Origin of the sequence: Cellulomonas sp. Leaf395 (assembly GCF_001424125.1) — a bacterium.
Classification (GTDB): Bacteria; Actinomycetota; Actinomycetes; order Actinomycetales; family Cellulomonadaceae; genus Cellulomonas.
This window is the reverse complement of sequence record NZ_LMQI01000004.1, coordinates 1-21,191: the sequence shown is the minus strand read 5'-3', so window position 1 is coordinate 21,191 and position 21,191 is coordinate 1. Positions and strand designations below refer to the sequence as shown.

28 protein-coding genes and 1 pseudogene are annotated in these 21,191 nt (G+C 71.8%); 17 read left to right on the top strand and 12 right to left on the bottom strand.

Annotated elements, in window-relative coordinates; translation table 11 throughout:
• Positions 1-123 precede the first annotated feature (123 nt).
• Entirely contained in the window at positions 124-450 is a 327-nt protein-coding gene (locus ASG23_RS11290; RefSeq protein WP_157465625.1) for a hypothetical protein, read from the top strand.
• Positions 451-461: 11 nt separating this feature from the next.
• Here ASG23_RS11290 and ASG23_RS11285 read toward each other — a convergent pair whose 3' ends face one another.
• Positions 462-1,376 carry an SGNH/GDSL hydrolase family protein gene (locus ASG23_RS11285; RefSeq protein WP_056024722.1) on the bottom strand — a complete coding sequence of 305 codons (915 nt, stop codon included), beginning with the start codon at positions 1,374-1,376 and terminating at the stop codon, positions 462-464.
• A gap of 385 nt (positions 1,377-1,761) precedes the next feature.
• Between ASG23_RS11285 and ASG23_RS19900 the strand changes: the two genes are divergently transcribed.
• A complete protein-coding gene (locus ASG23_RS19900; RefSeq protein WP_157465624.1) occupies positions 1,762-1,905 on the top strand; it encodes a hypothetical protein in 144 nt (47 codons plus the stop codon).
• A 10-nt stretch (positions 1,906-1,915) separates the two neighbouring features.
• Positions 1,916-2,344 carry an NAD(+)--rifampin ADP-ribosyltransferase gene (arr, locus tag ASG23_RS11280; RefSeq protein ID WP_056024719.1) on the top strand — a complete coding sequence of 143 codons (429 nt, stop codon included), beginning with the start codon at positions 1,916-1,918 and terminating at the stop codon, positions 2,342-2,344.
• A 40-nt stretch (positions 2,345-2,384) separates the two neighbouring features.
• Here the strand turns inward: arr and ASG23_RS11275 are convergent, their stop codons facing one another.
• Entirely contained in the window at positions 2,385-3,164 is a 780-nt protein-coding gene (locus ASG23_RS11275; protein WP_157465623.1) for an alpha/beta fold hydrolase, read from the bottom strand.
• A 74-nt stretch (positions 3,165-3,238) separates the two neighbouring features.
• Between ASG23_RS11275 and ASG23_RS11270 the strand changes: the two genes are divergently transcribed.
• Complete coding sequence (locus tag ASG23_RS11270; RefSeq protein ID WP_056024713.1) at positions 3,239-3,817, top strand: hypothetical protein; 579 nt, start codon at positions 3,239-3,241, stop codon at positions 3,815-3,817.
• Between the two features lie 4 nt (positions 3,818-3,821).
• Here the strand turns inward: ASG23_RS11270 and ASG23_RS11265 are convergent, their stop codons facing one another.
• Positions 3,822-4,334 carry an Lrp/AsnC family transcriptional regulator gene (locus ASG23_RS11265; protein ID WP_056024710.1) on the bottom strand — a complete coding sequence of 171 codons (513 nt, stop codon included), beginning with the start codon at positions 4,332-4,334 and terminating at the stop codon, positions 3,822-3,824.
• 105 nt (positions 4,335-4,439) lie between these two features.
• Here ASG23_RS11265 and ASG23_RS11260 point away from each other — a divergent pair, with 105 nt between their 5' ends.
• Together ASG23_RS11260 and ASG23_RS11255 are read left to right on the top strand one after the other, a co-directional pair.
• Positions 4,440-5,627, top strand: coding sequence for an MFS transporter (locus ASG23_RS11260; RefSeq protein ID WP_056024707.1), 1,188 nt, complete (start codon positions 4,440-4,442; stop codon positions 5,625-5,627).
• 56 nt (positions 5,628-5,683) lie between these two features.
• Entirely contained in the window at positions 5,684-6,448 is a 765-nt protein-coding gene (locus tag ASG23_RS11255; protein ID WP_056026177.1) for a glycerophosphodiester phosphodiesterase, read from the top strand.
• Between the two features lie 33 nt (positions 6,449-6,481).
• On the opposite strand, the gene ASG23_RS11250 is transcribed toward ASG23_RS11255, so the two are convergent.
• The 4 genes from ASG23_RS11250 to ASG23_RS11235 form a co-directional block, all read right to left on the bottom strand.
• A complete protein-coding gene (locus ASG23_RS11250) occupies positions 6,482-6,862 on the bottom strand; it encodes a VOC family protein (RefSeq protein ID WP_056024704.1) in 381 nt (126 codons plus the stop codon).
• 34 nt (positions 6,863-6,896) lie between these two features.
• On the bottom strand, positions 6,897-7,496 hold the full coding sequence (locus ASG23_RS11245; RefSeq protein WP_056024701.1) for a GrpB family protein: 600 nt from the start codon (positions 7,494-7,496) through the stop codon (positions 6,897-6,899).
• Between the two features lie 9 nt (positions 7,497-7,505).
• Entirely contained in the window at positions 7,506-7,982 is a 477-nt protein-coding gene (locus tag ASG23_RS11240) for a GNAT family N-acetyltransferase (RefSeq protein ID WP_056024698.1), read from the bottom strand.
• A 158-nt stretch (positions 7,983-8,140) separates the two neighbouring features.
• Positions 8,141-9,127: an N-acetylmuramoyl-L-alanine amidase gene (locus tag ASG23_RS11235; protein ID WP_056024695.1), complete on the bottom strand. Its 987-nt coding sequence runs from the start codon at positions 9,125-9,127 to the stop codon at positions 8,141-8,143.
• Between the two features lie 348 nt (positions 9,128-9,475).
• Here ASG23_RS11235 and ASG23_RS11230 point away from each other — a divergent pair, with 348 nt between their 5' ends.
• From ASG23_RS11230 to ASG23_RS11220, 3 genes are all read left to right on the top strand, one after another.
• Entirely contained in the window at positions 9,476-9,703 is a 228-nt protein-coding gene (locus ASG23_RS11230; protein WP_056024693.1) for a hypothetical protein, read from the top strand.
• A gap of 38 nt (positions 9,704-9,741) precedes the next feature.
• Positions 9,742-10,527, top strand: coding sequence for a 2-phosphosulfolactate phosphatase (locus ASG23_RS11225; RefSeq protein WP_082516128.1), 786 nt, complete (start codon positions 9,742-9,744; stop codon positions 10,525-10,527).
• Between the two features lie 70 nt (positions 10,528-10,597).
• Positions 10,598-11,077 (top strand): GNAT family N-acetyltransferase, encoded by a 480-nt coding sequence (locus tag ASG23_RS11220; protein ID WP_162242687.1) that lies wholly within the window; start codon positions 10,598-10,600, stop codon positions 11,075-11,077.
• A gap of 10 nt (positions 11,078-11,087) precedes the next feature.
• Here ASG23_RS11220 and ASG23_RS11215 read toward each other — a convergent pair whose 3' ends face one another.
• Positions 11,088-11,762, bottom strand: a complete 675-nt coding sequence (locus ASG23_RS11215) for a TetR/AcrR family transcriptional regulator (RefSeq protein ID WP_056024686.1) — start codon at positions 11,760-11,762, stop codon at positions 11,088-11,090.
• A gap of 34 nt (positions 11,763-11,796) precedes the next feature.
• Positions 11,797-13,032 carry a glycosyltransferase gene (locus ASG23_RS11210; protein WP_056024682.1) on the bottom strand — a complete coding sequence of 412 codons (1,236 nt, stop codon included), beginning with the start codon at positions 13,030-13,032 and terminating at the stop codon, positions 11,797-11,799.
• Between the two features lie 257 nt (positions 13,033-13,289).
• Here ASG23_RS11210 and ASG23_RS11205 point away from each other — a divergent pair, with 257 nt between their 5' ends.
• The 4 genes from ASG23_RS11205 to ASG23_RS11190 all read left to right on the top strand — a co-directional run bounded on the left by ASG23_RS11205 (position 13,290) and on the right by ASG23_RS11190 (position 16,136).
• Positions 13,290-14,141 carry an SDR family oxidoreductase gene (locus tag ASG23_RS11205; RefSeq protein WP_056024679.1) on the top strand — a complete coding sequence of 284 codons (852 nt, stop codon included), beginning with the start codon at positions 13,290-13,292 and terminating at the stop codon, positions 14,139-14,141.
• A gap of 21 nt (positions 14,142-14,162) precedes the next feature.
• Positions 14,163-14,918 (top strand): methyltransferase domain-containing protein, encoded by a 756-nt coding sequence (locus ASG23_RS11200; protein ID WP_162242686.1) that lies wholly within the window; start codon positions 14,163-14,165, stop codon positions 14,916-14,918.
• A 51-nt stretch (positions 14,919-14,969) separates the two neighbouring features.
• The gene (locus ASG23_RS11195) at positions 14,970-15,446 is read left to right on the top strand and encodes a hypothetical protein (RefSeq protein ID WP_056024675.1); all 477 of its coding nucleotides are present in this window, start codon (positions 14,970-14,972) and stop codon (positions 15,444-15,446) included.
• A gap of 249 nt (positions 15,447-15,695) precedes the next feature.
• Positions 15,696-16,136: a VOC family protein gene (locus tag ASG23_RS11190; protein WP_056024672.1), complete on the top strand. Its 441-nt coding sequence runs from the start codon at positions 15,696-15,698 to the stop codon at positions 16,134-16,136.
• 40 nt (positions 16,137-16,176) lie between these two features.
• Here ASG23_RS11190 and ASG23_RS11185 read toward each other — a convergent pair whose 3' ends face one another.
• Positions 16,177-16,869 (bottom strand): cation diffusion facilitator family transporter, encoded by a 693-nt coding sequence (locus ASG23_RS11185; RefSeq protein WP_056026175.1) that lies wholly within the window; start codon positions 16,867-16,869, stop codon positions 16,177-16,179.
• Positions 16,866-17,195, bottom strand: coding sequence for an ArsR/SmtB family transcription factor (locus ASG23_RS11180; RefSeq protein ID WP_056024669.1), 330 nt, complete (start codon positions 17,193-17,195; stop codon positions 16,866-16,868). Before ASG23_RS11180 ends, ASG23_RS11185 begins: the two co-directional genes overlap by 4 nt.
• A gap of 166 nt (positions 17,196-17,361) precedes the next feature.
• Between ASG23_RS11180 and ASG23_RS11175 the strand changes: the two genes are divergently transcribed.
• Positions 17,362-17,712, top strand: coding sequence for an LLM class flavin-dependent oxidoreductase (locus ASG23_RS11175; protein ID WP_200941579.1), 351 nt, complete (start codon positions 17,362-17,364; stop codon positions 17,710-17,712).
• Between the two features lie 224 nt (positions 17,713-17,936).
• Here the strand turns inward: ASG23_RS11175 and ASG23_RS11170 are convergent, their stop codons facing one another.
• Positions 17,937-19,007, bottom strand: coding sequence for an SDR family NAD(P)-dependent oxidoreductase (locus tag ASG23_RS11170; protein WP_056024663.1), 1,071 nt, complete (start codon positions 19,005-19,007; stop codon positions 17,937-17,939).
• 217 nt (positions 19,008-19,224) lie between these two features.
• Here ASG23_RS11170 and ASG23_RS11165 point away from each other — a divergent pair, with 217 nt between their 5' ends.
• From ASG23_RS11165 to ASG23_RS11155, 3 genes and pseudogenes are all read left to right on the top strand, one after another.
• Entirely contained in the window at positions 19,225-19,896 is a 672-nt protein-coding gene (locus ASG23_RS11165; protein WP_056026173.1) for a TetR/AcrR family transcriptional regulator, read from the top strand.
• Between the two features lie 472 nt (positions 19,897-20,368).
• A complete protein-coding gene (locus ASG23_RS11160; protein WP_056024660.1) occupies positions 20,369-20,893 on the top strand; it encodes an RNA polymerase sigma factor in 525 nt (174 codons plus the stop codon).
• Between the two features lies 1 nt (position 20,894).
• Positions 20,895-21,191, top strand: a pseudogene (locus tag ASG23_RS11155) (hypothetical protein); the annotation flags it as partial.

The following is a 21,191-nucleotide window of genomic DNA, read 5'->3' as shown; positions in this document are numbered from 1 at the left end:
ACCGCGCGGCCGGGCTCGGGAGATCGTGTGCGCATCCGGTGGCGGTCGACGAATCTCGCGACGCGCGCGAGCACGACGGCTACCGTCGCCGCAGGTGAGCCTTCCGAGCGGGTGGAGGATGCTGTGCGCGGTCGAACATGGCATGTGGTCGGGGTGGTCGTCGCTGGAGTTCTCACCGCGACCCTGCCGGGGTGCAGCGACGACGGGGACCTGTCGATCGTGAACGACAGTCCCACCGACGTGACGGTCCGGACCGGGGACGACGAGGAGACCGTGTCGGCCTGGGGCGGGGTGGTCTTCCTCGAGTACGGCTGCACCCCGGGTGATGTGACGGTCGAGTTCCCGTCCGGCCGTTCCGTCGTCGTGCCCGGGCCGGTGTGCCCGGAGCAGGAGATCGTCATCGGTGACGGCACGGTCGACCTGGAGCCCGCCGAAGCCCACGACCGCTGAGCCGGACCTCCTCAGCCCGGGAAGGTCGCCGCGAACACGTCCGCGAGCGCGCGGTGGCCGTCGCCGTCCGGGTGCACGCAGTCCGTGCCGCCGACGAAGTCCCCGGCGCCGAGCGCACCGAAGGTGTCCACCACGATGGCGTCGTACCGGTCCGCCACCTGGCGCAGCCGGTCGTTGAAGCCGAGCGGCATGGCACCGAGGCCGATGTCGCCGCCCTCGAGGATGAAGTCGCCGAGGACGCGAGCGGCGACCGGGTTCGCCGCACCGAGAGCGCAGTACGGCAGCGGGTTGTAGTAGGTCATCGCGAGGATCACCGTGTCCGGACCGGCCGCCTCCCGCAGCGTCGCGAGGATCTCGTCGTACCTGGTCTCGAAGCCGGCGAAGGTCACCTGGAGCGCGGGGATGCAGGAGCCGGTCGGCGGCAGGCACGCCCGCACCGCCGGCCCGTACACGTCGTTGCCCCCGACCGAGACGGTGACGACCTCGACGTCGTCCCGTGGCGACGGGTTGTCGTTGCGCTCCTCGATGAGCGCCACGGCCTGGTCGAGCTGGTCGCCGGGCTGCAGGACGGTCGCGGTCGTGACTCCGGCGGCGACCCCCGGGATGCCGGTCCGGGAGAGGTTCACCAGCTCGAGGGCGTGACAGCTGCTCCCCGGGTGATCCGGCTGTCCGGGCGAGCAGACCAGCTCGTCACGGAGCACCTGGTGGTACTGCGCGACGAAGCCGTTGGCCTTCCAGAGCGCTGCCGTGGTCGGGAAGTCCACCGCGGGCGGGACGGACTGCTGGCCGGCCGGCAGGGAGTCGCCGATGACGACGTGCACCGGATGGCCCTGCTGTGGCGCGTCTCCCGGCGGCGACGCCACCGCGGATGACCCGCCCAGGACCATCAGGGCGGCGACCAGACCAGTCATCCACGAGCGCTTCACGGTGAGCTCCTCATCCGACGCGACGCTCGACGGTACGCCTCACGAGTCGCCGCCGCCTTGCGGGGTTCTGACCCCCGGTGGCCCGACGTCGCCGGTGAGGAGGTGACTGCGACGGCCACGCGGCTGTTCCAGGACGCCGCGCAGCAGACCATCCAGGGCCGGGTGCGCGAGCTCGGCCGTCGGAAGATCGTCGACACCGAACCACCGGAGGGCGTCGTGCTCCTCGGGAGCTCGGTTGACGGGTGTCCCGGTGCACGCGGTTTCGCCAGACGGGTCGGCTGTGACGACACACCACGCGCGCGGGGACGTGCTGCGGGCGGGTTCGGATTGCCGGGCGGCGGGCACCGGCGCACGCTGAAGAACTCGACGACGAGGAGGGGACGCCATGACCGACACCGACCGGACCCGACCGGACGAGGAGGAGACCGATCCCGAGCAGCTCGCGGCCTCGGGTGGCGTCGGCGTCGGGGCGGGTGAGCCGTCCACGTTCGAGCCGGAAGAGGACCCGGAGTCCGTCGACGACGCGTGACGAGCCGCTCATGACGACAGGTCCGAAGCCCTTCGAGGTCCACGAGTCGGGAGCCCTGTTCCACGGCACCAAGGCGGACCTGCGGGTCGGGGACGTCCTCGAGCCTGGTCGGCGCTCCAACTTCGGCGGCGGCAGGACAGCCGGTCACGTCTACCTGACCGCGACGCTCGACGCGGCGACCTGGGGCGCGGAGCTGGCTCACGGTGAGGGTCGCGGTCGCATCTACGTCGTGGAGCCCACGGGCGCCCTCGAAGACGATCCCAACGTCACCGACAAGCGGTTCCCCGGCAACCCCACCAGGTCCTACCGCACGCGCGAGCCGGTGCGGGTGGTCGGGGAGCTGGAGTACTGGGTCGGGCACCCGCCCGAGCAGCTCCGGGCGATGCGGGAGCACCTCGACGAGCTCGCGCGGCTCGGCATCGAGGAGATCGACGACTAGCCGGATGCGTCCACGCCGTGCTCGCGCCGGCGCCGGGACGCTACGACACCCGACGCGTCCGATGCGCCTCGGCCAGGAAGGCGTCGACCGCCCGCACGTAGCTGCTCGGTTGGTCGCGCCGGACGCAGTGACCTGAGTCCGGGACGACGACCGTCCGCACGAGGTCGTTGTGCAGGGCCTCCTGGCGGGGGGCCATGTCCGACGTCGGCGGCACGAGGAGAAGGGTCGGCACCGTGAGGCTGTTGAACAGCTCCTCCCACCGAGCATCACCCAGCGACAGCCCTCGGCGGATGTACTCGCGGTCCACCGCGGGTTTGCAGGCGGCCCACGCCTCCACCTCGGTGCGGCTCCACGTCGTCTCGGCCAGCATCCGTTCGACCTGCGCGGGATGGTGGGCGACGTCGCTCATGGTCTCCAGGAACGAATCGTTCATCGCGACGAACGCCGGGTCGGGAGGGCCCCCAGTGGGCTTGGCGGGGTCCTCGAGCACCAGCGCCCAGATCTTGTCGGGGCGTGCGAGCGCGGTGCGCAGTGCCAGCACACCACCGAGCGAGTGCCCGACGAGCGCGACCGGTCGCGCCAGGCCGTCGACGAGGGCGACGACGTCGGCGAGCAGGACCGAATGCGCCTGGACGATCTCGTCCTCGGTGAACCGCGGCGAGAGTCCGTGACCTCGCAGGTCCGGAGCGTGGACGTCCCACCGGTCACCCCAGTGGTCCACCAGGTCCGGCCAGGTCGTTCCGGCGTCGGTCACGCCGTGCACCAGCACCATCGGCTCGGCGTGCGGGCTGCCGTACCGGTGAATCGTCAGTGGCTCCACGACGCCGAGCGTAACGACACGGAGATCAAAGCCCCCTCCGGCTCGGGAGTCCGACACAGCGAGGTCTCGGTCCGGTGACGATCGAGACGACCGGGAGACGTGCGGCGACGACCGGTGCGAGCCTGGCGGGCATGCTCACCCGCACGCGCACCGCCCTCGTCCCGCTGCTCGCCCTGGCGCTCCTCGCTTCGGGCTGTGCGACCCGGCAGCGCGCGACCGCCGCGGACCCGACCGCATCCGTGACGCCGACCGCGGCCTGCCCGATCGTCGAGGGCCAGGAGATGCCGGCCGACTGCGTCCCGTACGACGGCGAGGCGGCGATGGCGCAGAACGACGCGTACCGGCAGCGGTTCGAGCCGGGCGAGGACAGCCGGGCCGAGGTCGAGCCGCAGCGGGTGGCCGCGCAGGACGCCCTCGCCGCGCTGGTCGGCAGCCCGCTGTCGGTGGATGCGGTCCACGATGCGCTCGCGGACGCCGGGTTCGACCCCGACCTGCCCTGGGTGGAGCCTGCCGGCGACCCGGCGGCACCGTCGTCGATCGGCGTGATCATCTCCGTCGGCGGTCTGTGCCTCGTCGGGACGCTGGACGCCGAGCACGCCGAGGTGGAGACCGACGGGATGATCGCCGACGGCGGGTGCGTCCCCGCGCAGTGACGGCTCAGGCGTCGTCCGGCCGAGCCTCGCGGCTCCATCCCGGCGACGGTCGTGCGGACCGGGTGTGCGCGGGCGGCTCGGCGACCGCGCGGCCCTCGTACTGGGTGGACAGCACGATCTGGGTGTCGATCTCCCCGTGCGTCCCGATCCGCTCGAAGATCTCCTCCAGGTGCGGCATCGACGCGGCGCGGACCCGCAGGAGGGTGCACGAGCTGCCGCTGAGCTTGTGGATCTCGACGACCTCGGGGTACTCGTCGGACGCCGTGGTCTTGAGCAGGCAGCGCCCAGGTGAGCACCGCAGCTTGATGAACGCGGTCAGCGGGAGACCCGCGCGAGCGGGGTCGATCCGGGCCTGGTAGCCGGCGATCACGCCCGCCTCCTCCAGCCGCCGCACCCGGTCGGCGACCGCGGGCGCGGACAGGTTGACCTTGCGGCCGAGCTGGTTGAACGACAGGCGGCCGTCCTCCTGGAGCTCCGAAAGGATGCGCCAGTCGGTGCCGTCGAGCGGTTTGCTCATCTATAAACCGTAGCGCCGGAACACCTCGTGATCGAGAAGCGAAGGCTGACGAACGCCTGCGATCGGCCGTTCACCGCAGCGCCTCGCCTTCGTAGCGTCGGTCGCATGGCACTGACCACGGCACGCCTGCCCACCGCAGTGACCCCGGCGACGTCGGCGCTGTTCGTCGGCGCCGCCCTGAACAGCGCGGTGATCGCGACGACCAGCACCGTGGCCGCACTGGTCGCGGTCGACGCCCTGGGGCCGGCGTGGGGCGGGGTGCCCGGCACGGCGGCGGTCGTCGGAACCGGGCTCGGTGCCCTCCTGGTCACCTCTCTGACCCACCGCACCGGCACCCCGACGGCCCTGCGGCTCGGGTATCTCGCGAGCGCGCTCGGTGCCGCGGCCGGTGCGATGGCCGTGCCGCTCGGCAACGTCGGGCTGCTCGTCGTCGGCATGCTCCTGATCGGCCTCGGCAACGCGGCCGCGCAGCTGTCCCGGTACGTGGCCGCCGAGATGGTGCCCCCGCGGCGACGCGGGTTCGCCATCGGCCTGATCGTCTGGGCGGGCACCGTCGGCGCCGTCGGCGGCCCGCTGCTCCTGCTCCCCACCGCGCGCCTCGCGGAAGCCCTCGGACGGCCCGCGCTCTCCGGCGCGTTCCTGCTCAGCGTGCCGGCGGGCCTGCTCGCCGCGCTCGCGGTGAGCAGGCTGCGCACGGCCCGACGACCCGCGAGCACCTCCGGGGTGCCCGTGCGGACGATCCTGCGGTCCCCGGCCGGACGCGACGGTCTCGCGGTCATGGTCACCGGTCAGGTCGTGATGGCCGCCGTGATGACGTCGGTGCCGGTCCAGCTCCACCTGCACCATCACGGGCTGGATGTCGTCGGCCTCGTCCTCGGAGCCCACACGCTGGGCATGTTCGTGCTGTCACCGGTCACGGGACGCCTCGTCGACGGCCTGGGCCCGGGGCCGGTGATGGCGTTCGGCCTCGGCACGCTCGTCGTCTCGACGATCGTGGCCGCATCCGGCGCCCTCGTCCCCCAGGCGGTGGGCCTGTTCGCGCTCGGATACGGGTGGAACCTGTGCTTCGTCGGCGGCAGCGCGTCGCTCGCCGTCGGGCTGCCCGCGGAGCAGCGCGCCGACGTGGAGGGCTCCGTCGAGGCCGTCGTGTGGATCTCGGCTGCGGCCGGCACCCTCACCTCGACGGTGGTCCTCGCGCTCGCGGGGTGGTCCGCGTTGACGCTCGCCGCCGGCGCCCTCGTTCTCGTGCCGGCGCTCCTCCTGCTCAGCGACCGGCGGCGGCGCGGGGAGTGACGCACCTGCCCGTCCTGTCGCAGCCTGTGCTGGACTGGTCGTGGAGGTCGCGGCCCATGACGCACCCGTACTTCGGCGAGGCAGGCAGCGTCGCCGCGCTCGCACACCGCGGTTTCTCACCGAGCGGGCTGGAGAACTCGCTGGCGGCGTTCCAGGCGGCCGTCGACCTCGGGTACCGGTGGGTCGAGACCGACGCGCACGGGACGGCCGACGGTGTCGCGGTCGCGCTGCACGACGCGACGCTGGACCGCACCACGGACGGCTCGGGTCGCGTCTCCGAGCTGGCCTGGTCGGTGGTCGGCCGAGCTCGGATCGGTGGGGTCGAGCCCGTGCCTCTGCTCGAGGACGTCCTCGGCACGTGGCCCGAGCTCCGGGTCAACGTCGACGTCAAGGAGCGCTCGGGCATCGGGCCGGTCGCCGACGCGATCGAACGAACGGCGTCCCACGACCGGGTGTGCGTCGGGTCGTTCTCGGCCGCCCGCCGGGATGCGACGGTCGCACGGCTCTCACGGCCGGTCGCGACGTCGGCCGCCACCGCCGAGGGTGCGGCGTTCTTCGTGTCCGGCCGGACCGGCCGGGTGCCGGCGTGGGCGGCGCGCCGGGTCGACGCGTTCCAGGTGCCGTGGCTGTTCCGCGGGCGGCAGGTCCTCACCGAGCGGCACGTGCGGACCGCGCACCGGGCCGGCCGGCTCGTGCACGTGTGGACCGTGAACGACGCGGACGCGATGCGCACGCTGCTCGACCTGGGGGTCGACGGGATCATCAGCGACCGCGCGGACCTGCTGCGGGACGTGCTCGTCGAGCGGGGCCTGTGGCGGTGATCAAGAGGAGGCTTCGCCCCGGAGCCGCTTGGGTCAGTGCGCCGGGGGCTCGATGAGGTCCCACGCGCCGCCGTACAGGTCCTCGAACACCGCGACCGTCCCGTACGGCTCGTGCCGCGGCTCCTCCCGGAACCGCACCCCGTGCCGGACCATCCGCTCGTGCTGCGCCGCGAAGTCGTCGGTCTCCAGGAAGAACGCCACGTCAGCACCTGCCTGGCGCCCGACGGCGCTGTCGGCACCGCTCAGCGCGAGGACGAACCCTGTGCCGCCGTCGGGAGGTCCGACGACGACCCGACGCCACCCGCCGTCGAACGTCTCGTCCTGCCGGACGGCGAAGCCGAGGGCATCGACGAAGAACGTCAGCGCCTCGTCGTGGTCGTGAACGAGGAAGGTGACGTCCCGGAGCCGGATCATCCGCGGATCGTAGACGGCAGGCGGCCGCCGGATGTCACAGCAGGTCGTGCGCGTGGAAGACGCGGTCCAGGATCTCGCGGATCACCGGCGCCTTGAGCTCGTTGTAGTCCACCACCAGGCCTCCTCCGCCCGTGCGCAGCCGGTCCGCGGCCGCGCGCTTGGCCGCCGCGTAGGCGTCGCGGTCCTGCGGGTGCTCGCGCAACCAGTCGCGCAACAGGACGTGCCGAACCGCCTCGGGGCAGTCCGGGCTCCAGACGTGCAGGTTCGCGTGCGGGGCGTCGTGGGTGAGCATGCGGTGCTCGTGCCAGGCCCGCTCGCGCAGGACCAGCGCGAAGCCCGAAGCCTCGAGCTGCGGCCGGTAGCCCGACTCGTCGGTGGAGTCGGCGACGGTCAGGTCGAGGTCGATGATCGGCTTGGCCGCGAGGCCCGGGACCGACGTGGACCCGACGTGCTCAAGCGCGAGCACCCCGTCTCCGAGCGCCCCTCGCACGCGGTCGGCCAGCACGGCGTACGCGGCCGGCCAGATGGGGTCGTACTCGGCGACGGTGATGTCGACCGACTGCGGCGGCACCAGCCACTCGGCGCAGTCGGGGTCGTAGGGGTGGGTGCGGACGATCTCCTCGGCGCTGACCACCGTCCGAGGCTATCGACCGGCGGGTGGCATGTCGTAGGTGATCCATGGGGTTGCCGCCGCGTGCTGGTCATAGAGCGCGCGGGCCGTCACGTTTCCGCCGTCGGTGATCCACCGGACGACGGTCGCCCCCCGCTGCGCGGCCAGGTCCGCCGCGGCGTCGAGGAGGGCTGCGCCGACGCCCCGGCGACGGGCCGACGGGTCGGCGAACAGGTCGTCGAGGTACAGGCCGATCGTCCCGGTGGACGGACGCGCGAACGCCCGCAGGTTGGCCAGGCCGAGAAGCTCGCTCGTGCTCTCGGCCGACACGGCGACAAGTCCGATCAGCCCGTGCTGCTCTCCGACGACCCACTCCCACGTCCGCGCGACCGCCGCGCTGTCGGTTCCGAGGCCGTAGAAGTCGCGGTAGTCGGCGAAGAGCTCGGCCCATCGCGGCTGGTCGGACCGGACGACACGGCGGACGACGGGTGCGAGTGCCGGAGTGCTCATCCGTAGACGATGGCGTGCTCCTGATCCGTCCGCACGGCACGACCACGGTGTGGCCACGAGCGCGCGACGATCAGCGATCCGTCATCGTGGGGACGGATCTCGGCTCGCCAACAGCGCACCGGACCATGCCCTGCGCGAGGTCACGCGCGCGTCGGCAACTAGAAAGTCCCGGCGTTCAAGGCTCGCTGAAGCGCCATCACCGTCGGGGACTTCGCCGGCAGGATGCCGTCGACCGCGATTCCGAACCTGCGCTGCAGGCCTTTGGTGGACTCCGAGCCGGCGACGCCGTCGACTGTCCCCTGGTACTGCCCCGCCGCAGCCATGATCTCCTGCATTCGGGTGATGAGCGGGGACCCTCGGCCGGGAGCGAAGTCGAACACCCAGCCAGTCGTCATGGCGGGCTGCTTGTTGTTCCTGAACTGGAACCGCACCTGCCCGTCGGCCGGCTGGCCCAGGACCTCCTGCGCGCGAGTGGTGGTCGCCGACCCCCAGAACCCGTCCACCTCAAGCGGGACAGCCGCCGTCGGCGCGACCGGGGCGGGGCTGACCACGGCAGGGCTGGTGCCCGTTATCGCGGCAAGGATGCCCGGGATCTGGTGGATCTTCGCGTTCCCTGGGCACACCTTTCCGGTCGCCGTCGAGTAGTGCATCCCACCACCACGTTGCTTGCGTCCGGCGAGCATGTCAGGCAGCTCGGGGAAGTTGCCGTCGATTCCCAGCCGGTGCCACGACAGCCCGCGCGAGCTCGGACCGGGCTTCGAGTCCGTTGCCAACCGCAACTCGATGTTGTGCGTCGACATGATCCAGGCGACCAGGGCGGTGAGGGACTGGAGCTGGGGGGCCGTCCATTCCTGGATCTGGGCAATCGCCGAGCTCTCGCCGCCCTCGGTCTCGACCGAGACCGTGGCGTCGTTGCCCTCCAGGTCGGCTTCCGCGCGGATATCCGTGTCGACGTACTGCTCCACGACCCCAGCCTGAGAGACCCAGAAGTGTGCGCTCGGCCTATTCGGCTGACTGCGGAAGCCGAACAGCGACCCGAGTCCACCTTGCGTGTGCAAGTTGACCCGGTTGTAGACGGCGATCGGGGCCACGTTCAGGAACTTGTGGTCGATGAGCTTCAGGTTTGCAGCGGGGAACAGTGCCATGGCGGGGCTCCCTCCGAGCCAGCGGACGCCGTCGGGGGATCGACTGTTCCGACGAGCGCCGGAAATGCACCTTTTATGGTAGTCGCGATCAAAGCAATGGTGAAGTGATCAGCCGGTGTCGATGCGGTCTGGGGTGGGATGACAGACGAGGACTCCTCCAGGTCCCCGCTCATGACCGAGACCGTTCGACTGGGTCACGCGAGGTGAGACCCGTGGACCACGTGCGGGCATCGCGGATGCTGCTCGAGCGCTGGTCGGGCTTGTGCTCGTGACCTGGCAGCGTCATCGGCCCGGTTCCGCGGCCTCCCCCGGACGCTTCCCGCGACGCCGTGGAGCGGGCGTCCTGCGGTGACCACGGACTCGCAGCCCAACCGTCACGTCACGCCCCTCTGGGGGCAGATCGCTGAACCCGACAGCCGCCGCAGGTACGGCGCGATCTCCCGCTTCCTCGACTCCGTCGGCCCTGTGCCTGTGGCCCTCGTCTTCGCGGGGCTTGGCCTGGTGTTCCTGACCGTGGCCATCGTCGAGCGATCCCGCAGGAACGACTCCTCGGCTCCCGAGGGTGCCGAGGACTGAGCCTCCGGAGCGCTCACGTCCGATGACACACTCCTGTCGTGACGGACGCCCGGGGACTTCCCGACCAATGGCCATACCGCGTACGGCTCGAGTGGGGGCCGACGGGTGCACAGGCCCTCGTCGGCGAGGGCGCGACGGCAACCCTGGTGATCGTGGTGGACGTCCTGTCCTTCTCCACCACCGTGACCGTGGCGTGCGAGCAGGGCACCGTCGTCCATCCGTACCCCCACCGGGACCGCGCCGGTGCGCAGAGGCTGGCACGACTCGTCGGGGCCACGCTCGCGCGCCCTCGAGGCGATGGACGGATCAGCCTGTCACCCGCGTCTCTCACGCACGCGGCGGTGGACCGACTCGTCCTTCCCTCGCCGAACGGCGCCACGATCGCGCACACGTTGCTCAGCGCAGGTGCACCCGTCGTCGCCGGTTGCCTGCGCAATGCCAGCGCCGTAGCCGCCTACGCCCTCGACCATATGGCCCGGTCCGAGCGCCACGACGTCGTCCTCGTGCCGGCGGGCGAGCGGTGGCCGGACACGAGCCTGCGCCCGTGCGTGGAAGACCACCTCGGGGCCGGCGCCATCACCTCCGCGCTCCTCCGATCCGAACCCGGCCTCCGCGCGACTCTCTCGCCCGAGGCACAGGCCGCAGCCACCCTCTGGGACGGGACGCCGGACCCGGCGGGCGCGATCATGGCGAGCACCAGCGGGCGTGAGCTCATCGAGTCCGGCTGGAGCGACGACGTCCTCATCGCGGTGCAGGCGGAGGTCACGAGGGCGCTCCCGCGACTGCGCGACGACGGGCTCGGGCCAGCGTTCCGGGCATGGTGACCACGATGGGAAAGCAGTGACGGAGCCGGACACGTCGGACGGGATCGTCCTCAGTGCGATGAGTCGTGCGATGGCGAAGAGCGTCCTCGCGGGCGTCCCGTTGGAAGGGGACACGTGGGCGCCGGACTACCCGCTCGCCGACGAGTACGACGCCGTCCGCTCGTTCCTCTCTCAGGAGGACGGGAACCCCGAGAGCGCGGTGTTCGGTCTGTACGTGATCCGTGATGCCGTCAGCGGGGTCGCGATCGGCGGCATCGGCTTCTTCGGTGCGCCCGACGCGGACGGCGTCGTGGAGATCGGCTACGGGATCGTCCCGTCGATGCGCCGGCGCGGACGGGCCACCGCTGCCGTTCGCCGCGTCCTGCGGATCGCCGCCGAGCATGGCGCGACCGTGGTGCGAGCGGACACGACTCCCCAGAATCACGCCTCGATCGGCGTCATGCGCCGCGCGGGGATGACCGAGTGGCGCCGGTCGGACGAGCTGGTCTTCTTCGAGCGGCGGCTCACCGGCCCGCGGGGTCAGGACGACCATACCGGTGGCGCTCCGTAGGCCCCGGTCGTCACCGGTCTCCGCGGTCGTCGTCGAGGAGACCGCGCAGGACCCGGCGGATGGCCTCGGGGAACACGTCGTCGGGCTGTCGTGCGGTGCTGGGGTCGAGCGCGGCGAGGTGGGGGTGTTCGCCGCGGGCGAGGACATGGGCGAGGTAGGCCGCCTGGGCCTCGGTCCGCGCGGGGTCCGGTGCGCTGCGGATGGCGCGAGCGAACGAGGTGATCAGGGCGTTCATGACGGCGTAGGCGACGAGCTTCTGGCCGTCGTTCGCGGGATGCTCGTCCAGCAGGGTCATGACGTGCTCGCTGACCCTCAGCCCGTTGGGACCGACGATCGGAGCGCCGACGACCTCGGTGAGCCACGGGTGTCGCAGGTGGATCTGCAGGCCTTGCACGGCGAGCGCGACAAGGTCGTCCAGCCAGCGGCCGCTCGGTTCGTGCAGGAGATACTCGCCCGCGACGTGGTCGACCATGAGGTCGATGAGCTCCTCACGGCTGGCGACGTGCCGATAGAGCGACCCGCCGCCGGTGCCGAGCTGGGCTGCGACGCTGCGCATGGTCAACGCAGGGAGCCCATCGCGGTCGGCGGCGTGGATCGCCGCGAGGGTCACGGTCTCGCGGGTGTGCCGCGGGGGACGCCCGACTCCGGAGCTCACCCCCCGGAGCCAGACCACCTCGTGAGCCATCGGACGATCCTCCCCCATCTCGGCGGCGCGCCGGTCAGGCGAGCTGCCGGAGCCAGGTGCGCAGCGGCGCGGTCCCGTCCTCGCCGGCGATGGCGTCGCGGACCGCCTGGGCGCCCCGCCGCAAGGTGGTCGAGGACGTGGCGTGCTCGATCATCGCGGCGAGCTTCTCGCCGGTGACCTGCTTGACGGGCAGCGGGCCGGTGGCCGCGTGCAGCTGGCCCAGGCGCCGTGCCCAGAACGGCTGGTCGGTGTGGATCGGGAGCGGGACGGACGGCACACCCGCTCGCAGTGCCGCGGCGCTGACCCCGGCACCGGCCTGATGGACCACCGCGGCGGCGTGCGGGAGCAGCCACTCGTGGGGCACATCGCCGACGTGGAGTGCTCGGTCGGCGCCGAGGCGCTCGGCGGCGTCACGGAGGTCCTCACCTTGGAGCACGACCCGATGGGTCCCCGATGCGAGCGCGTCGACGATCGCGTCGGCGACGGCCACGCCCGACGGCAGGCTGCCCAGCGAGATCACGACGGGTGCCGGACCGGTCGACAGGAAGGTCTCGAGCTGCTCGGGCGGGCTCCAGCGGGAGGGGGCGGGCGGCCACCAGAACCCGTCGAGGGTGAGCTCGGCGGGCCAGTCGCTCGGCCGCGGGAGGACGGCCGGACTGATCCCGTGGTGCACGCGCATCCCCTGCTCGCGGCGGCGGCGCTGGGCGGACCGGCGACTCTCGGGGCGCAGGCCCAGCTCGGCCCGGACCCGCGCGCACGCCGGGTCGTAGGGGGTGGTCACCAGCTGGGCGAGGTGGCCGGCGAGCCGGTTGCCGAACGCGCCCAGGTCGCGTGCGCTGGCGATCATCGGCGGGTAGTCGCGGCTGGGGCGCGCAGGCTGCAGAAGAGCCTCGGCCGACGGGACGCCCAGGTGCTCGGCGATGTCGTGACCGTAGGGGGAGATGGCGTTCGTGAGGATCACGTCGGACCCCGGCGCCGCCTCGAGCGCCGCCGACGCCGCAGCGTCCATGTAGGTACGAAGTGTCTGCAGGTAGGCCCGCACCCCCGGCTTGGACGCCTTGCCGGCGTCGTCGCGGTCCTGCGCGGAGGGCTCAGGGGTGAGCGTCGACTCGATCGCGACGTGCGTGCCGCCGGCGTCGTCGACGAGGTGTCCGTACTCGGCGTTCGCGACGATCGTGACGTCGTGGCCGTCCGCGACGAAGGATGCCGCGAGGCCGGCCGCGGGGGCGACATCCCCACGGGTGCCGGGGGCGAGTACCAGGACGTGCATGAGGGCTCCTTTGCGAACAGTGTTAGCAAAGCGTACCAGCCGGTCGTCAGAACCAGTGCAGACGATCGACGGCCGGCGCAACCGCATGGGTCGGACTGGCACGTCAGAGCTCAACGAGTCCACGCGTCCTGTAGGACAGGTCTTACCGGCACGACATCGCCCAGGCGCACCGGGACATGGAGGCCGGCGTCATCGGCGGCAAGGCCGTGGTCGTCCCGTGAGCCCGTCCCCTGTCCTGCACGAGAGGAACCGACACCATGACCTCGACCCCGCTCATCGCGCTCACCGGTGCCACCGGGAACATCGGCCGGGCCGTGGCCGATCACCTGGCCGGCACCGGTACCCCGTTGCGCCTGGTCGTGCGTGACCCGTCACGCGCCCCCGCCGCTGTCGGCGACGTCGCGCAGGCCACCTACGGCGACCGCGACGCGGCAACCGCCGCCCTGCACGGCGTCGACGTGCTGTTCATGGTGTCCGCCTCCGAGAGCGCCGACCGCCTCGACCAGCACCGCACCTTCGTCGACGCCGCCGCCGACGCCGGTGTGCGGCACGTGGTCTACACCTCGTTCCTCGGCGCCGCCCCGGACGCCACGTTCACCCTCGCGCGCGACCACTGGGCCACCGAGGAGCACCTGCGTGCCTCGGGGATGGCGTTCACGTTCCTGCGCGACTCGTTGTACCTCGACTTCCTGCCCCTGCTCGCCGGCGAGGACGGCGCGATCCGCGGCCCCGCAGGCGACGGGCGGGTCGGTGCGGTCGCTCGTGCCGACGTCGCGCGCACGGCCGCGGTCGTCCTGGCCGACCCGGGCGCGCACGCCGGGCGCACCTACGACCTGACCGGGCCGCAAGCCCTCACCCTCGCCGAGGCCGCTCGCATCCTCACCGAGGTCACCGGTCGACCCACCCGGTACGAGGCGGAGACCCTCGAGCAGGCGTACGCGTCCCGCCAGAAGTACGGAGCCCCGGACTGGCAGCTGGAGGCCTGGGTCTCCACCTACACCGCGATCGCCGCCGGCGAGCTCGCCCTGGTCACCGACACCGTCCACCGGCTCACCGGTACCCCGCCGCTCAGCCTGGCCGACCTTCTCTCGAGCACGCCGCCGGCGTAGTCACACCCGTAGGGTCGCGTGGTGACCGACTTCAGCAGCCATCTCGAGGACTGGCGTACGTGGCAGGAGTCGCCCTGGGGACGTATCCGCTACCGCGTGGTGGCGGAGACGCTGGGCCGCACGTGCGCGTCGCTCGGCGAGGCGCCGCTCCGGGTCCTCGACATCGGTGGTGGCGACGGGGGCGACGCGGCGCCGCTGGCCGACGCCGGCCACGATGTCACCGTCCTCGACCAGTCCGAGGAGCTGCTCGAGCTGGCACGCTCCCGCGTGAACGTGGGCACGGTCCGCGCCGACCTCGAGGACCTCCCCAGTCTCGGGCTCGGACAGTTCGACCTGGTGCTGTGCCACAACGTCATCCAGTACCGGCCCGACACCGCGTCAGTCGTCGAGGTGCTGGCCGGTGCAGTCGCCGGTGATGGCGCGATCTCGCTCATGGCGCCCAACCCCCCGGCCGAGGTGCTCGCCGCGGCCGTCCGACGCACGGACCTGGTCGAAGCCGCAGAGCTGGTCGACGCGCCGACGATCCGGACGAAGACGTTCGGCCAGTCCGTGCGCCGGGTCGGTGCGGACGAGGCGATCGACGCGCTGCGCGCTGCCGGCCTCCCCGCGGTCACCCGCTACGGCATCCGATGCGTCACCGACTTCATCGCCGACGACGACCGGAAGCACGAGCCCGCGTTCTACGACGACCTGGAGGCTCTGGAGCTCACGCTCTGCGACCGCGAGCCCTTCGTCCGCACGGCCCGGATGTGGCAGCTCGTCGCCCGTGGCTCCTGACGAGGGCTTGTTCATCGGCCGCGTGTGCGGGCGCGCACCTAGGATCACGGCGTGGACGACCTCATGGCGACCAAGGTTCAGCCGTTCTATCTGACGATGATGGGGCTCAACGCCCCGTCCGCGGACGCTGCGACGCTGGCTGCGGTCAAGGCCGCTGCGGCCGGCGTGACGCTGGAACAGGTCGTGCGGCTGCTCCGAGACACCTGGCGTGAGCGCGTGATGGGCGCGTGGTACTCGTTGTCGTTCCCTCCGGAGCAGGTCGGTGACGAGCTCGCCCAGAGCATGAGGACCTCCGGCGGGAGCCTGACGGCGCCCGCGCTCGCCACCGCGGCGACAGTCCTTCTCGGTGCGTCCGCCGCTCCCGCCCTGTGGGCGTACGAGGCGAACGCCCCAGCCGACGGCTCGTCAGGATTTGTGGCAGCAGCACTCGAGCACGTCGGTGCGGAGACGACGGTGCCGGCACAGCAGCGGGACCATGACGCGCTCGTCGGGATGCTCGCCGTCGCCCACCTCCTGCGGGGCTCCTGAGCACCCCTTGCGCGTCCTTTCGCCGCCGCCAATCTGGCTCTGATCGTCGGCGTCGCGGGTGCCCTCGTCGCGATGGCGGCGGCCGCCCTGTGTCGGCGGGACATGACCGTCTGACAGACCTTTGGTCGACAGCGATGGGCTGAGCGGCTGCGCGATCGACCTCGTCGGCGGGCGCTGTCGCTCCTGCTCATCCCGGCGCAGATCGGGACTCGCGACCGGCTGGCCGGCCCGCTCGTTAGCATCGATCGCATGTCCATCAAGCTCGAGAACGTCGGCATCGCCGTTCGCGACCTCGAAGCAACGATCTCCTTCTTCACCGACCTCGGACTCACGGTCGTCGGCCGTGACACGGTCAGCGGGGAGTGGACCGACACCGCCGTCGGCCTTGATGGCAACCATGCCAAGATCGCGATGCTCCAGACGCCCGACGGTCACGGTCGCCTCGAGCTCTTCGAGTACATCCACCCTGAGGCGATCGAATCGGAGCCCACCCGCCCCAACGAGATCGGCATGCACCGTGTCGCCTTCTCGGTCGACGACATCGACGAGGCCCTGGAGATCGCCGCGAGGCACGGATACCGTCCGCTCCGCGGCGTGGCGACGTATGAGGACGTCTACAAGCTCACGTATGTCCGCGGTCCCAGCGGCATCCTGGTGATGCTCGCCGAGGACTTGCGCGGCACGGACTAGAAGGGCCGATCGTGACCATCGGCGCATCTCGTCCGTGGGGTCAGTCGTCGCAGCAGCCGTCCTCGCAGCGAGCCGTGTCGCCGGCAACCAGCGCAGAGACCGGGGTGCAGCAGGCGTCGCCCTTCCACGCCTCGATGCCTTCCCGGACGGCGAACGCGGCGATCACCATGGCGGCGATCGGGTCCGCCCACCACCAGCCCAGGGTGCTGTTCAGCACCAGTCCGACGAGCAGGACCGCGGACAGGTAGGTGCAGATCAGGGTCTGCTTGGAGTCGGCGACGGCGGAGGCTGATCCGAGCTCGCGGCCGGTGCGGCGCTCGGCCCAGGACACGACCGGCATGACGGCCAGGCTGACCGCGGCCAGGATGATCCCTGCCGTGGAGTGGTCCGGCTCGACCGCGTCGAGCAAGGTGCGAACCGCGTCGACGGTGACGAACGCGGCCAGGCCGAAGAACGACAGCGCGATCGTCCGCATCGCCGTGCGTTCACGGGTGGGCGGGTCGGGTGCGGAGAACTGCCAGGCGACCGCCGCCGCGGACAGGACCTCCACCACGGAGTCGAGCCCGAAGCCGATCAGCGCCGACGAGGACGCGAGCCGGCCGGCCACCAGCGCCACGACGGCCTCGATCACGTTGTAGGTGATCGTCGCCGCCACGATCCACCGGATCCGTCGCTCGAGCAGTGCGCGACGGTCCGGGAGCAGGGGGCGTGGGCCGATCGAGATGCTGCTCATCCGCAGGTGCACTCCGGTCCGCAGCAGGTCGGGTCCACCGCCAGCACCAGCTGCAGCAGGTCCCCCAGCGCAGACGCGAGGTGCGGATCGGCCAACCGGTACCAGGTCCGGCGCCCGTCCGGGATCGACTCGACCAAGCCACAGCCGCGCAGGCAGGCGAGCTGGTTCGACATCACCTGCCGGGAGACGCCCAGCGCGTCCGCCAGGTCGGACGGGTAGGCCGGCGCTTCTCGCAGTGCCAGAAGGATCCGCGTGCGCGTCTCGTCCGACAGGGCGTGACCCAGCCGGGTGAGTGCGGACGTGTGCGTCAGCGTGGCCGTCTCCATGCGAGGGACAGTACACGGAACCGTGTACTCAGCGGCCCTGGAATGGGCCACCTGCGCTCGAGGTTCCGTACTGTCATGGAGCTCGAGGTGGTGCTTCCTGCCGAGTCGCCGTCGATGCCCGTGGACACGATCGCCGACCTGGCGTGCGCGGCCGAGGAGCTGGGTCGTGCGACCGCGTGTTTTGCCCGAGCACGTGCTGCCGCCCGGCGAGTACGGTCCGACGTTCGGCGGGGTGTACGAGCCGTTGGTGACGCTCGGCTATCTCGCTGCGGTCACGGAGCGGCTGCGGCTGGGCACGTCGGTGCTGGTGGCGCCGTTGCGCGATCGGTTCGTGATCGCCAAGCAGGTGGCGACGCTGCATCAGCTCTCGAAGGGGCGGATGATCCTGGGCGTCGGCGTGGGATGGAACGCGCAGGAGTTCGACGCCGTCGGCGCCGACTACGCCCACCGGAGTGCGATCACCGACGAGGCATACCCGCGAGCGTCGATGCGTTCGCCGAGCGCGCGCGGCGGCTGACCGAGCTCGCGGGCGGCCGCGACGTCGCGGCCGCGTTGCGCATCGGCTGGGACCGGACAGTGCCGGTAGAGAGCTTCGCGGACCAGGTCACGGCGTACCGCGAGGCCGTTGCCACGCAGCTGGCGGTCCACTTTCGGCGAGCAGGAGGGCACCCGCAAGCAGATGGAGGCACTTGTCGAGGCGTTGCGCGGACGCTGACAGCTCGCCCGCGGGAGTGATGCCCGTCAGGCCACCGACCAGCCACCGTCCGAGGGCAGGATCGCGCCGGAGACGTTGGTGCCGTCGTCGCTCAGGAGGAAGGCGATCGACGCGGCCAGCTGCGCGGCCTCAGCGATGTCCGGCATGACGCTCATCGCCGCGCTGATCCGCTTCTGGCCGAGGCTCGACGCGAAGTTTCCCTCGATGTTCGTCGCGACCGGTCCGGGTGCGACGGCGTTGACCCGGATGCCAAGGCGCCCGTACATGAACGCGGAGCTGCGGGTCATGCCGACGACCGCGTGCTTGGAGGCCGTGTAGGCCAGGCCGGCGGCGGAGCCGCGCAGGCCCGCCTCCGATGCCACGTTGACGATCGATCCGCGACGCACCTCCAGCATGAGCGGAAGCACCGCGCGCGTGAGCCGGAACATGCCGTCGACGTTGACCGCGAACACACGCTCCCAGACCGCGTCGGTGACCTCGTGCAGCGGCGTCATGTCGTCTGTGACGCCGGCGACGTTGGCGAGCCCGTCGATCCGGCCCTCTGCCGCGGCGACGATCCGAGCGACGTCCTGCTCGTTCGTGATGTCGCCCGTCACCGTGACGACGGCATCGTCCCTGTGCGCGGCCGCGAACTCCGCCAGGCGGGCCTCGGCGATGTCGACCGCGATGACGCGGCCGCCCTCGCGCGCGATCCGCGACGCCGTCGCGCGGCCGATGCCGGAGCCGGCGCCGGTGACGACCACCGTCTTGCCGGCGAACCTGTCGGGGACGATGCGCTCCTGCCACGGCTCGGGGACGAAGTCGTCGTCGTCGTCCTCGTCCACGAGGGCGGTGTCGGCGGAGGTGTCCGCGACGGCACCGGTCGGCACCGCGCCTGCGGCGGCTCTCGCCACCAGGTCGTCCACGGTCTCCTGCGTGAGCATGCCCTGGCTCATCGCCACGAGCCGTTGCAGCGAGAACATCCGGACCGGGCGGAGAACCTTCTCGTCCCGACCGCCCTCCGCGAGCATCTCCCGCAGCAGGGGCCCGCCGACCGGGTCCTTGAGCCAGTCGCCGACGGACGACTTCGCGGTCAGGGACTTGTCGGAGCGTGCCATGAGGACCTTCCTTCCCGCGCGCTCGCGCGGCTCTCGGGTGGTTGTCGCGGTGTGCGATGCACGGTGCCCGCTCGATCGGCGCGGGGTCCGGGGACGGCTCGACCAGGAGCCGTACTGCCACGACCGCGTCATTGCGGCCTCCCTTGCCTTAAGTGGAGGTGCGTCCTCCGCTTAACACGATAGTCCGTCCCCCTGCCCGACCGTGCAGACTGACCGGGTGACAACGCAGCGGCGGGATGCCACAGGCCCCCCCGACCCAGGCGCGCGGGCGGAGGGCGGCCTGCGCGCTGACGCCCGCCGCAACCGCGACCGGGTCGTCGCCGCGGCGACACAGCTCTTCATCGACATCGGACCGGACGTGCCGCTCGACGCTGTCGCTCGGGCCGCCGGCGTCGGCATCGGCACGCTCTATCGCCGCTTCCCCGACCGCGACGCTCTCGTGCACGCCGTCGTGAGCGACGCGCTCGACGCCGTGCTCGTCGACGTCAGCCGAGCGGACGACGCGACCGGTTCCGCGTGGGACAACCTCGTTCGGGCGCTCGGCTGGTCGCCCAGCCTGCGCGTCATCCTGCGGCTCATCGACCTACCCACCGCGGCCGGGGACATCCTCCCGTCCGATCCCCACGTGGCGCAGGTCCGGGACGGGCTCATCGAGCAGATCGAGAAGCTGGTCGACGCCGCCCATCGCGAAGGCACGCTCCGACCGGACGTGACTGCGGGCGACGTGCTCCTGCTGATGTCCGCGGTCAGCCGCGCGCTCCCGGCGGCGAGCGACGAGGCGCAGAACGCCTACGTCCGCGCGCACGCACTGGTGCTCGCGGGCTTGCGCGCGGCGGATCACCCGCCGCTGCCCGGTCGGCCGGTCCTCGTGAGCGACCTCGCGTTCTGACGGAGGCACAGTCTCTCGCGGCTCGGCCCAGCCGCCCCGGCTAGAAGAGGAGGATGACCTTGCCGTCCAGTCCACCCGCCTCGACACGGCCGCGTTGCGCATCGGCTGGGACCGGACCGGACCGTGCCGGTCGAGCGCTTCGCGGACGAAGTCGTGGCTACCGCGAGGCCGGGGCCACGCGGCTGGCGGTCCACTTCGGCGAAGGCGAAAACGAGGGCACCCGCGAGCAGATGGAGGCACTTGTCGAGCGTTGCGCGGACGCTGACGGCTCGCCGCTGCAGGACACGAGCTGATCCCACAGGCCGATCCCCCGCCGACCTGGTGCGCTGCAAGGCCCGCACCCCCGCGGGCGTCCCGGTCGGCGCCCGACAGGAGTAGACCAGGAACACCAGTTTTTGGCGGCCGCTCAACGTTTCCCCGCGACGGTTCGTCTACTTCTGTGACGGCCTCTCCACCGAAAGGGGGCCGGAGGATGAACCGTTGGGAGCCGGTCCTCACGGACCTGGTACGCAACCGGGGCGGCGCGCTCGTGCGGTACGCGACGCTGCTGTGCGGGGACCGGCGCGAGGCCGAGGACCTCGTCCAGGACGCGCTCGTCAGGGTCTTCACGACGGTGCGTCGCCCGCAGGGGAGCGGTCCCGGTGACTTCGTGGCGCTGGAGCACGTCGAGGCATACGTCCGGAGGACGGTCCTCAACCTCTACCTCGACGGGTACCGCAGACGGCGGCGCTGGGGCGCAGTGAAGCACCTCCTGGGTGCTCAGGACTCAGCGGCCGGGCCCGACCAGGCGAGCCCCGAGCACCTGGACCTCGACTCCGCGCTCGCCGCGCTGCCGCCTCGCCAGCGCGCCTGCGTGGTCCTGCGCTTCTACGCGGACCTCACCGTGCCGCAGATCGCCGAGGACCTCGGCGTCTCGCCCGGTGCGGTCAAGCGTCACCTGCACGACGCGAACACGAAGCTCGCGATGAGCCTCACACCCGTCGGAGAGGAGGAGTGACATGACCCTCGAGGAGCTGCTACGCCGGGAGCGGGACGTCGTCCCTCCGAACCCGCTCGTCGAGCGCACGGACGAGATCGTCGGAAGGGTCCGCCGTCGTCGGAGCGCCCGGGCCGCCACCGCGGCCGCCGGGAGCGTCGCCGCCCTCGCCGTCGTCGCCGTCGTCGTCGGACAGCTCCTCCCGAACGAGACCCCACCGGCAGAGCCGAGCCCGACCACCTACTTGACGCTGCCGTCCGCCGAGGGCGAGACGCCCCTGGAGCCCGGCCGCTACGTGTTCCCCGTGCTGGATGCCACT

Bases quoted from the DNA above. Each gene is read 5' to 3' on its own strand.
- ASG23_RS11220 (WP_162242687.1), top strand. From the start codon at position 10,598: ATGGCGAAGAGCGTCCTCGCGGGCGTCCCGTTGGAAGGGGACACGTGG.
- ASG23_RS11210 (WP_056024682.1), bottom strand. From the start codon at position 13,032: ATGCACGTCCTGGTACTCGCCCCCGGCACCCGTGGGGATGTCGCCCCC.
- ASG23_RS11160 (WP_056024660.1), top strand. From the start codon at position 20,369: ATGAACCGTTGGGAGCCGGTCCTCACGGACCTGGTACGCAACCGGGGC.
- ASG23_RS11170 (WP_056024663.1), bottom strand. From the start codon at position 19,007: ATGGCACGCTCCGACAAGTCCCTGACCGCGAAGTCGTCCGTCGGCGAC.
- ASG23_RS11215 (WP_056024686.1), bottom strand. From the start codon at position 11,762: ATGGCTCACGAGGTGGTCTGGCTCCGGGGGGTGAGCTCCGGAGTCGGG.
- ASG23_RS11240 (WP_056024698.1), bottom strand. From the start codon at position 7,982: ATGAGCACTCCGGCACTCGCACCCGTCGTCCGCCGTGTCGTCCGGTCC.
- ASG23_RS11205 (WP_056024679.1), top strand. From the start codon at position 13,290: ATGACCTCGACCCCGCTCATCGCGCTCACCGGTGCCACCGGGAACATC.
- ASG23_RS11235 (WP_056024695.1), bottom strand. From the start codon at position 9,127: ATGGCACTGTTCCCCGCTGCAAACCTGAAGCTCATCGACCACAAGTTC.
- ASG23_RS19900 (WP_157465624.1), top strand. From the start codon at position 1,762: ATGACCGACACCGACCGGACCCGACCGGACGAGGAGGAGACCGATCCC.
- ASG23_RS11180 (WP_056024669.1), bottom strand. From the start codon at position 17,195: ATGGAGACGGCCACGCTGACGCACACGTCCGCACTCACCCGGCTGGGT.
- arr (WP_056024719.1), top strand. From the start codon at position 1,916: ATGACGACAGGTCCGAAGCCCTTCGAGGTCCACGAGTCGGGAGCCCTG.
- ASG23_RS11260 (WP_056024707.1), top strand. From the start codon at position 4,440: ATGGCACTGACCACGGCACGCCTGCCCACCGCAGTGACCCCGGCGACG.
- ASG23_RS11250 (WP_056024704.1), bottom strand. From the start codon at position 6,862: ATGATCCGGCTCCGGGACGTCACCTTCCTCGTTCACGACCACGACGAG.
- ASG23_RS11190 (WP_056024672.1), top strand. From the start codon at position 15,696: ATGTCCATCAAGCTCGAGAACGTCGGCATCGCCGTTCGCGACCTCGAA.
- ASG23_RS11255 (WP_056026177.1), top strand. From the start codon at position 5,684: ATGACGCACCCGTACTTCGGCGAGGCAGGCAGCGTCGCCGCGCTCGCA.
- ASG23_RS11265 (WP_056024710.1), bottom strand. From the start codon at position 4,334: ATGAGCAAACCGCTCGACGGCACCGACTGGCGCATCCTTTCGGAGCTC.
- ASG23_RS11185 (WP_056026175.1), bottom strand. From the start codon at position 16,869: ATGAGCAGCATCTCGATCGGCCCACGCCCCCTGCTCCCGGACCGTCGC.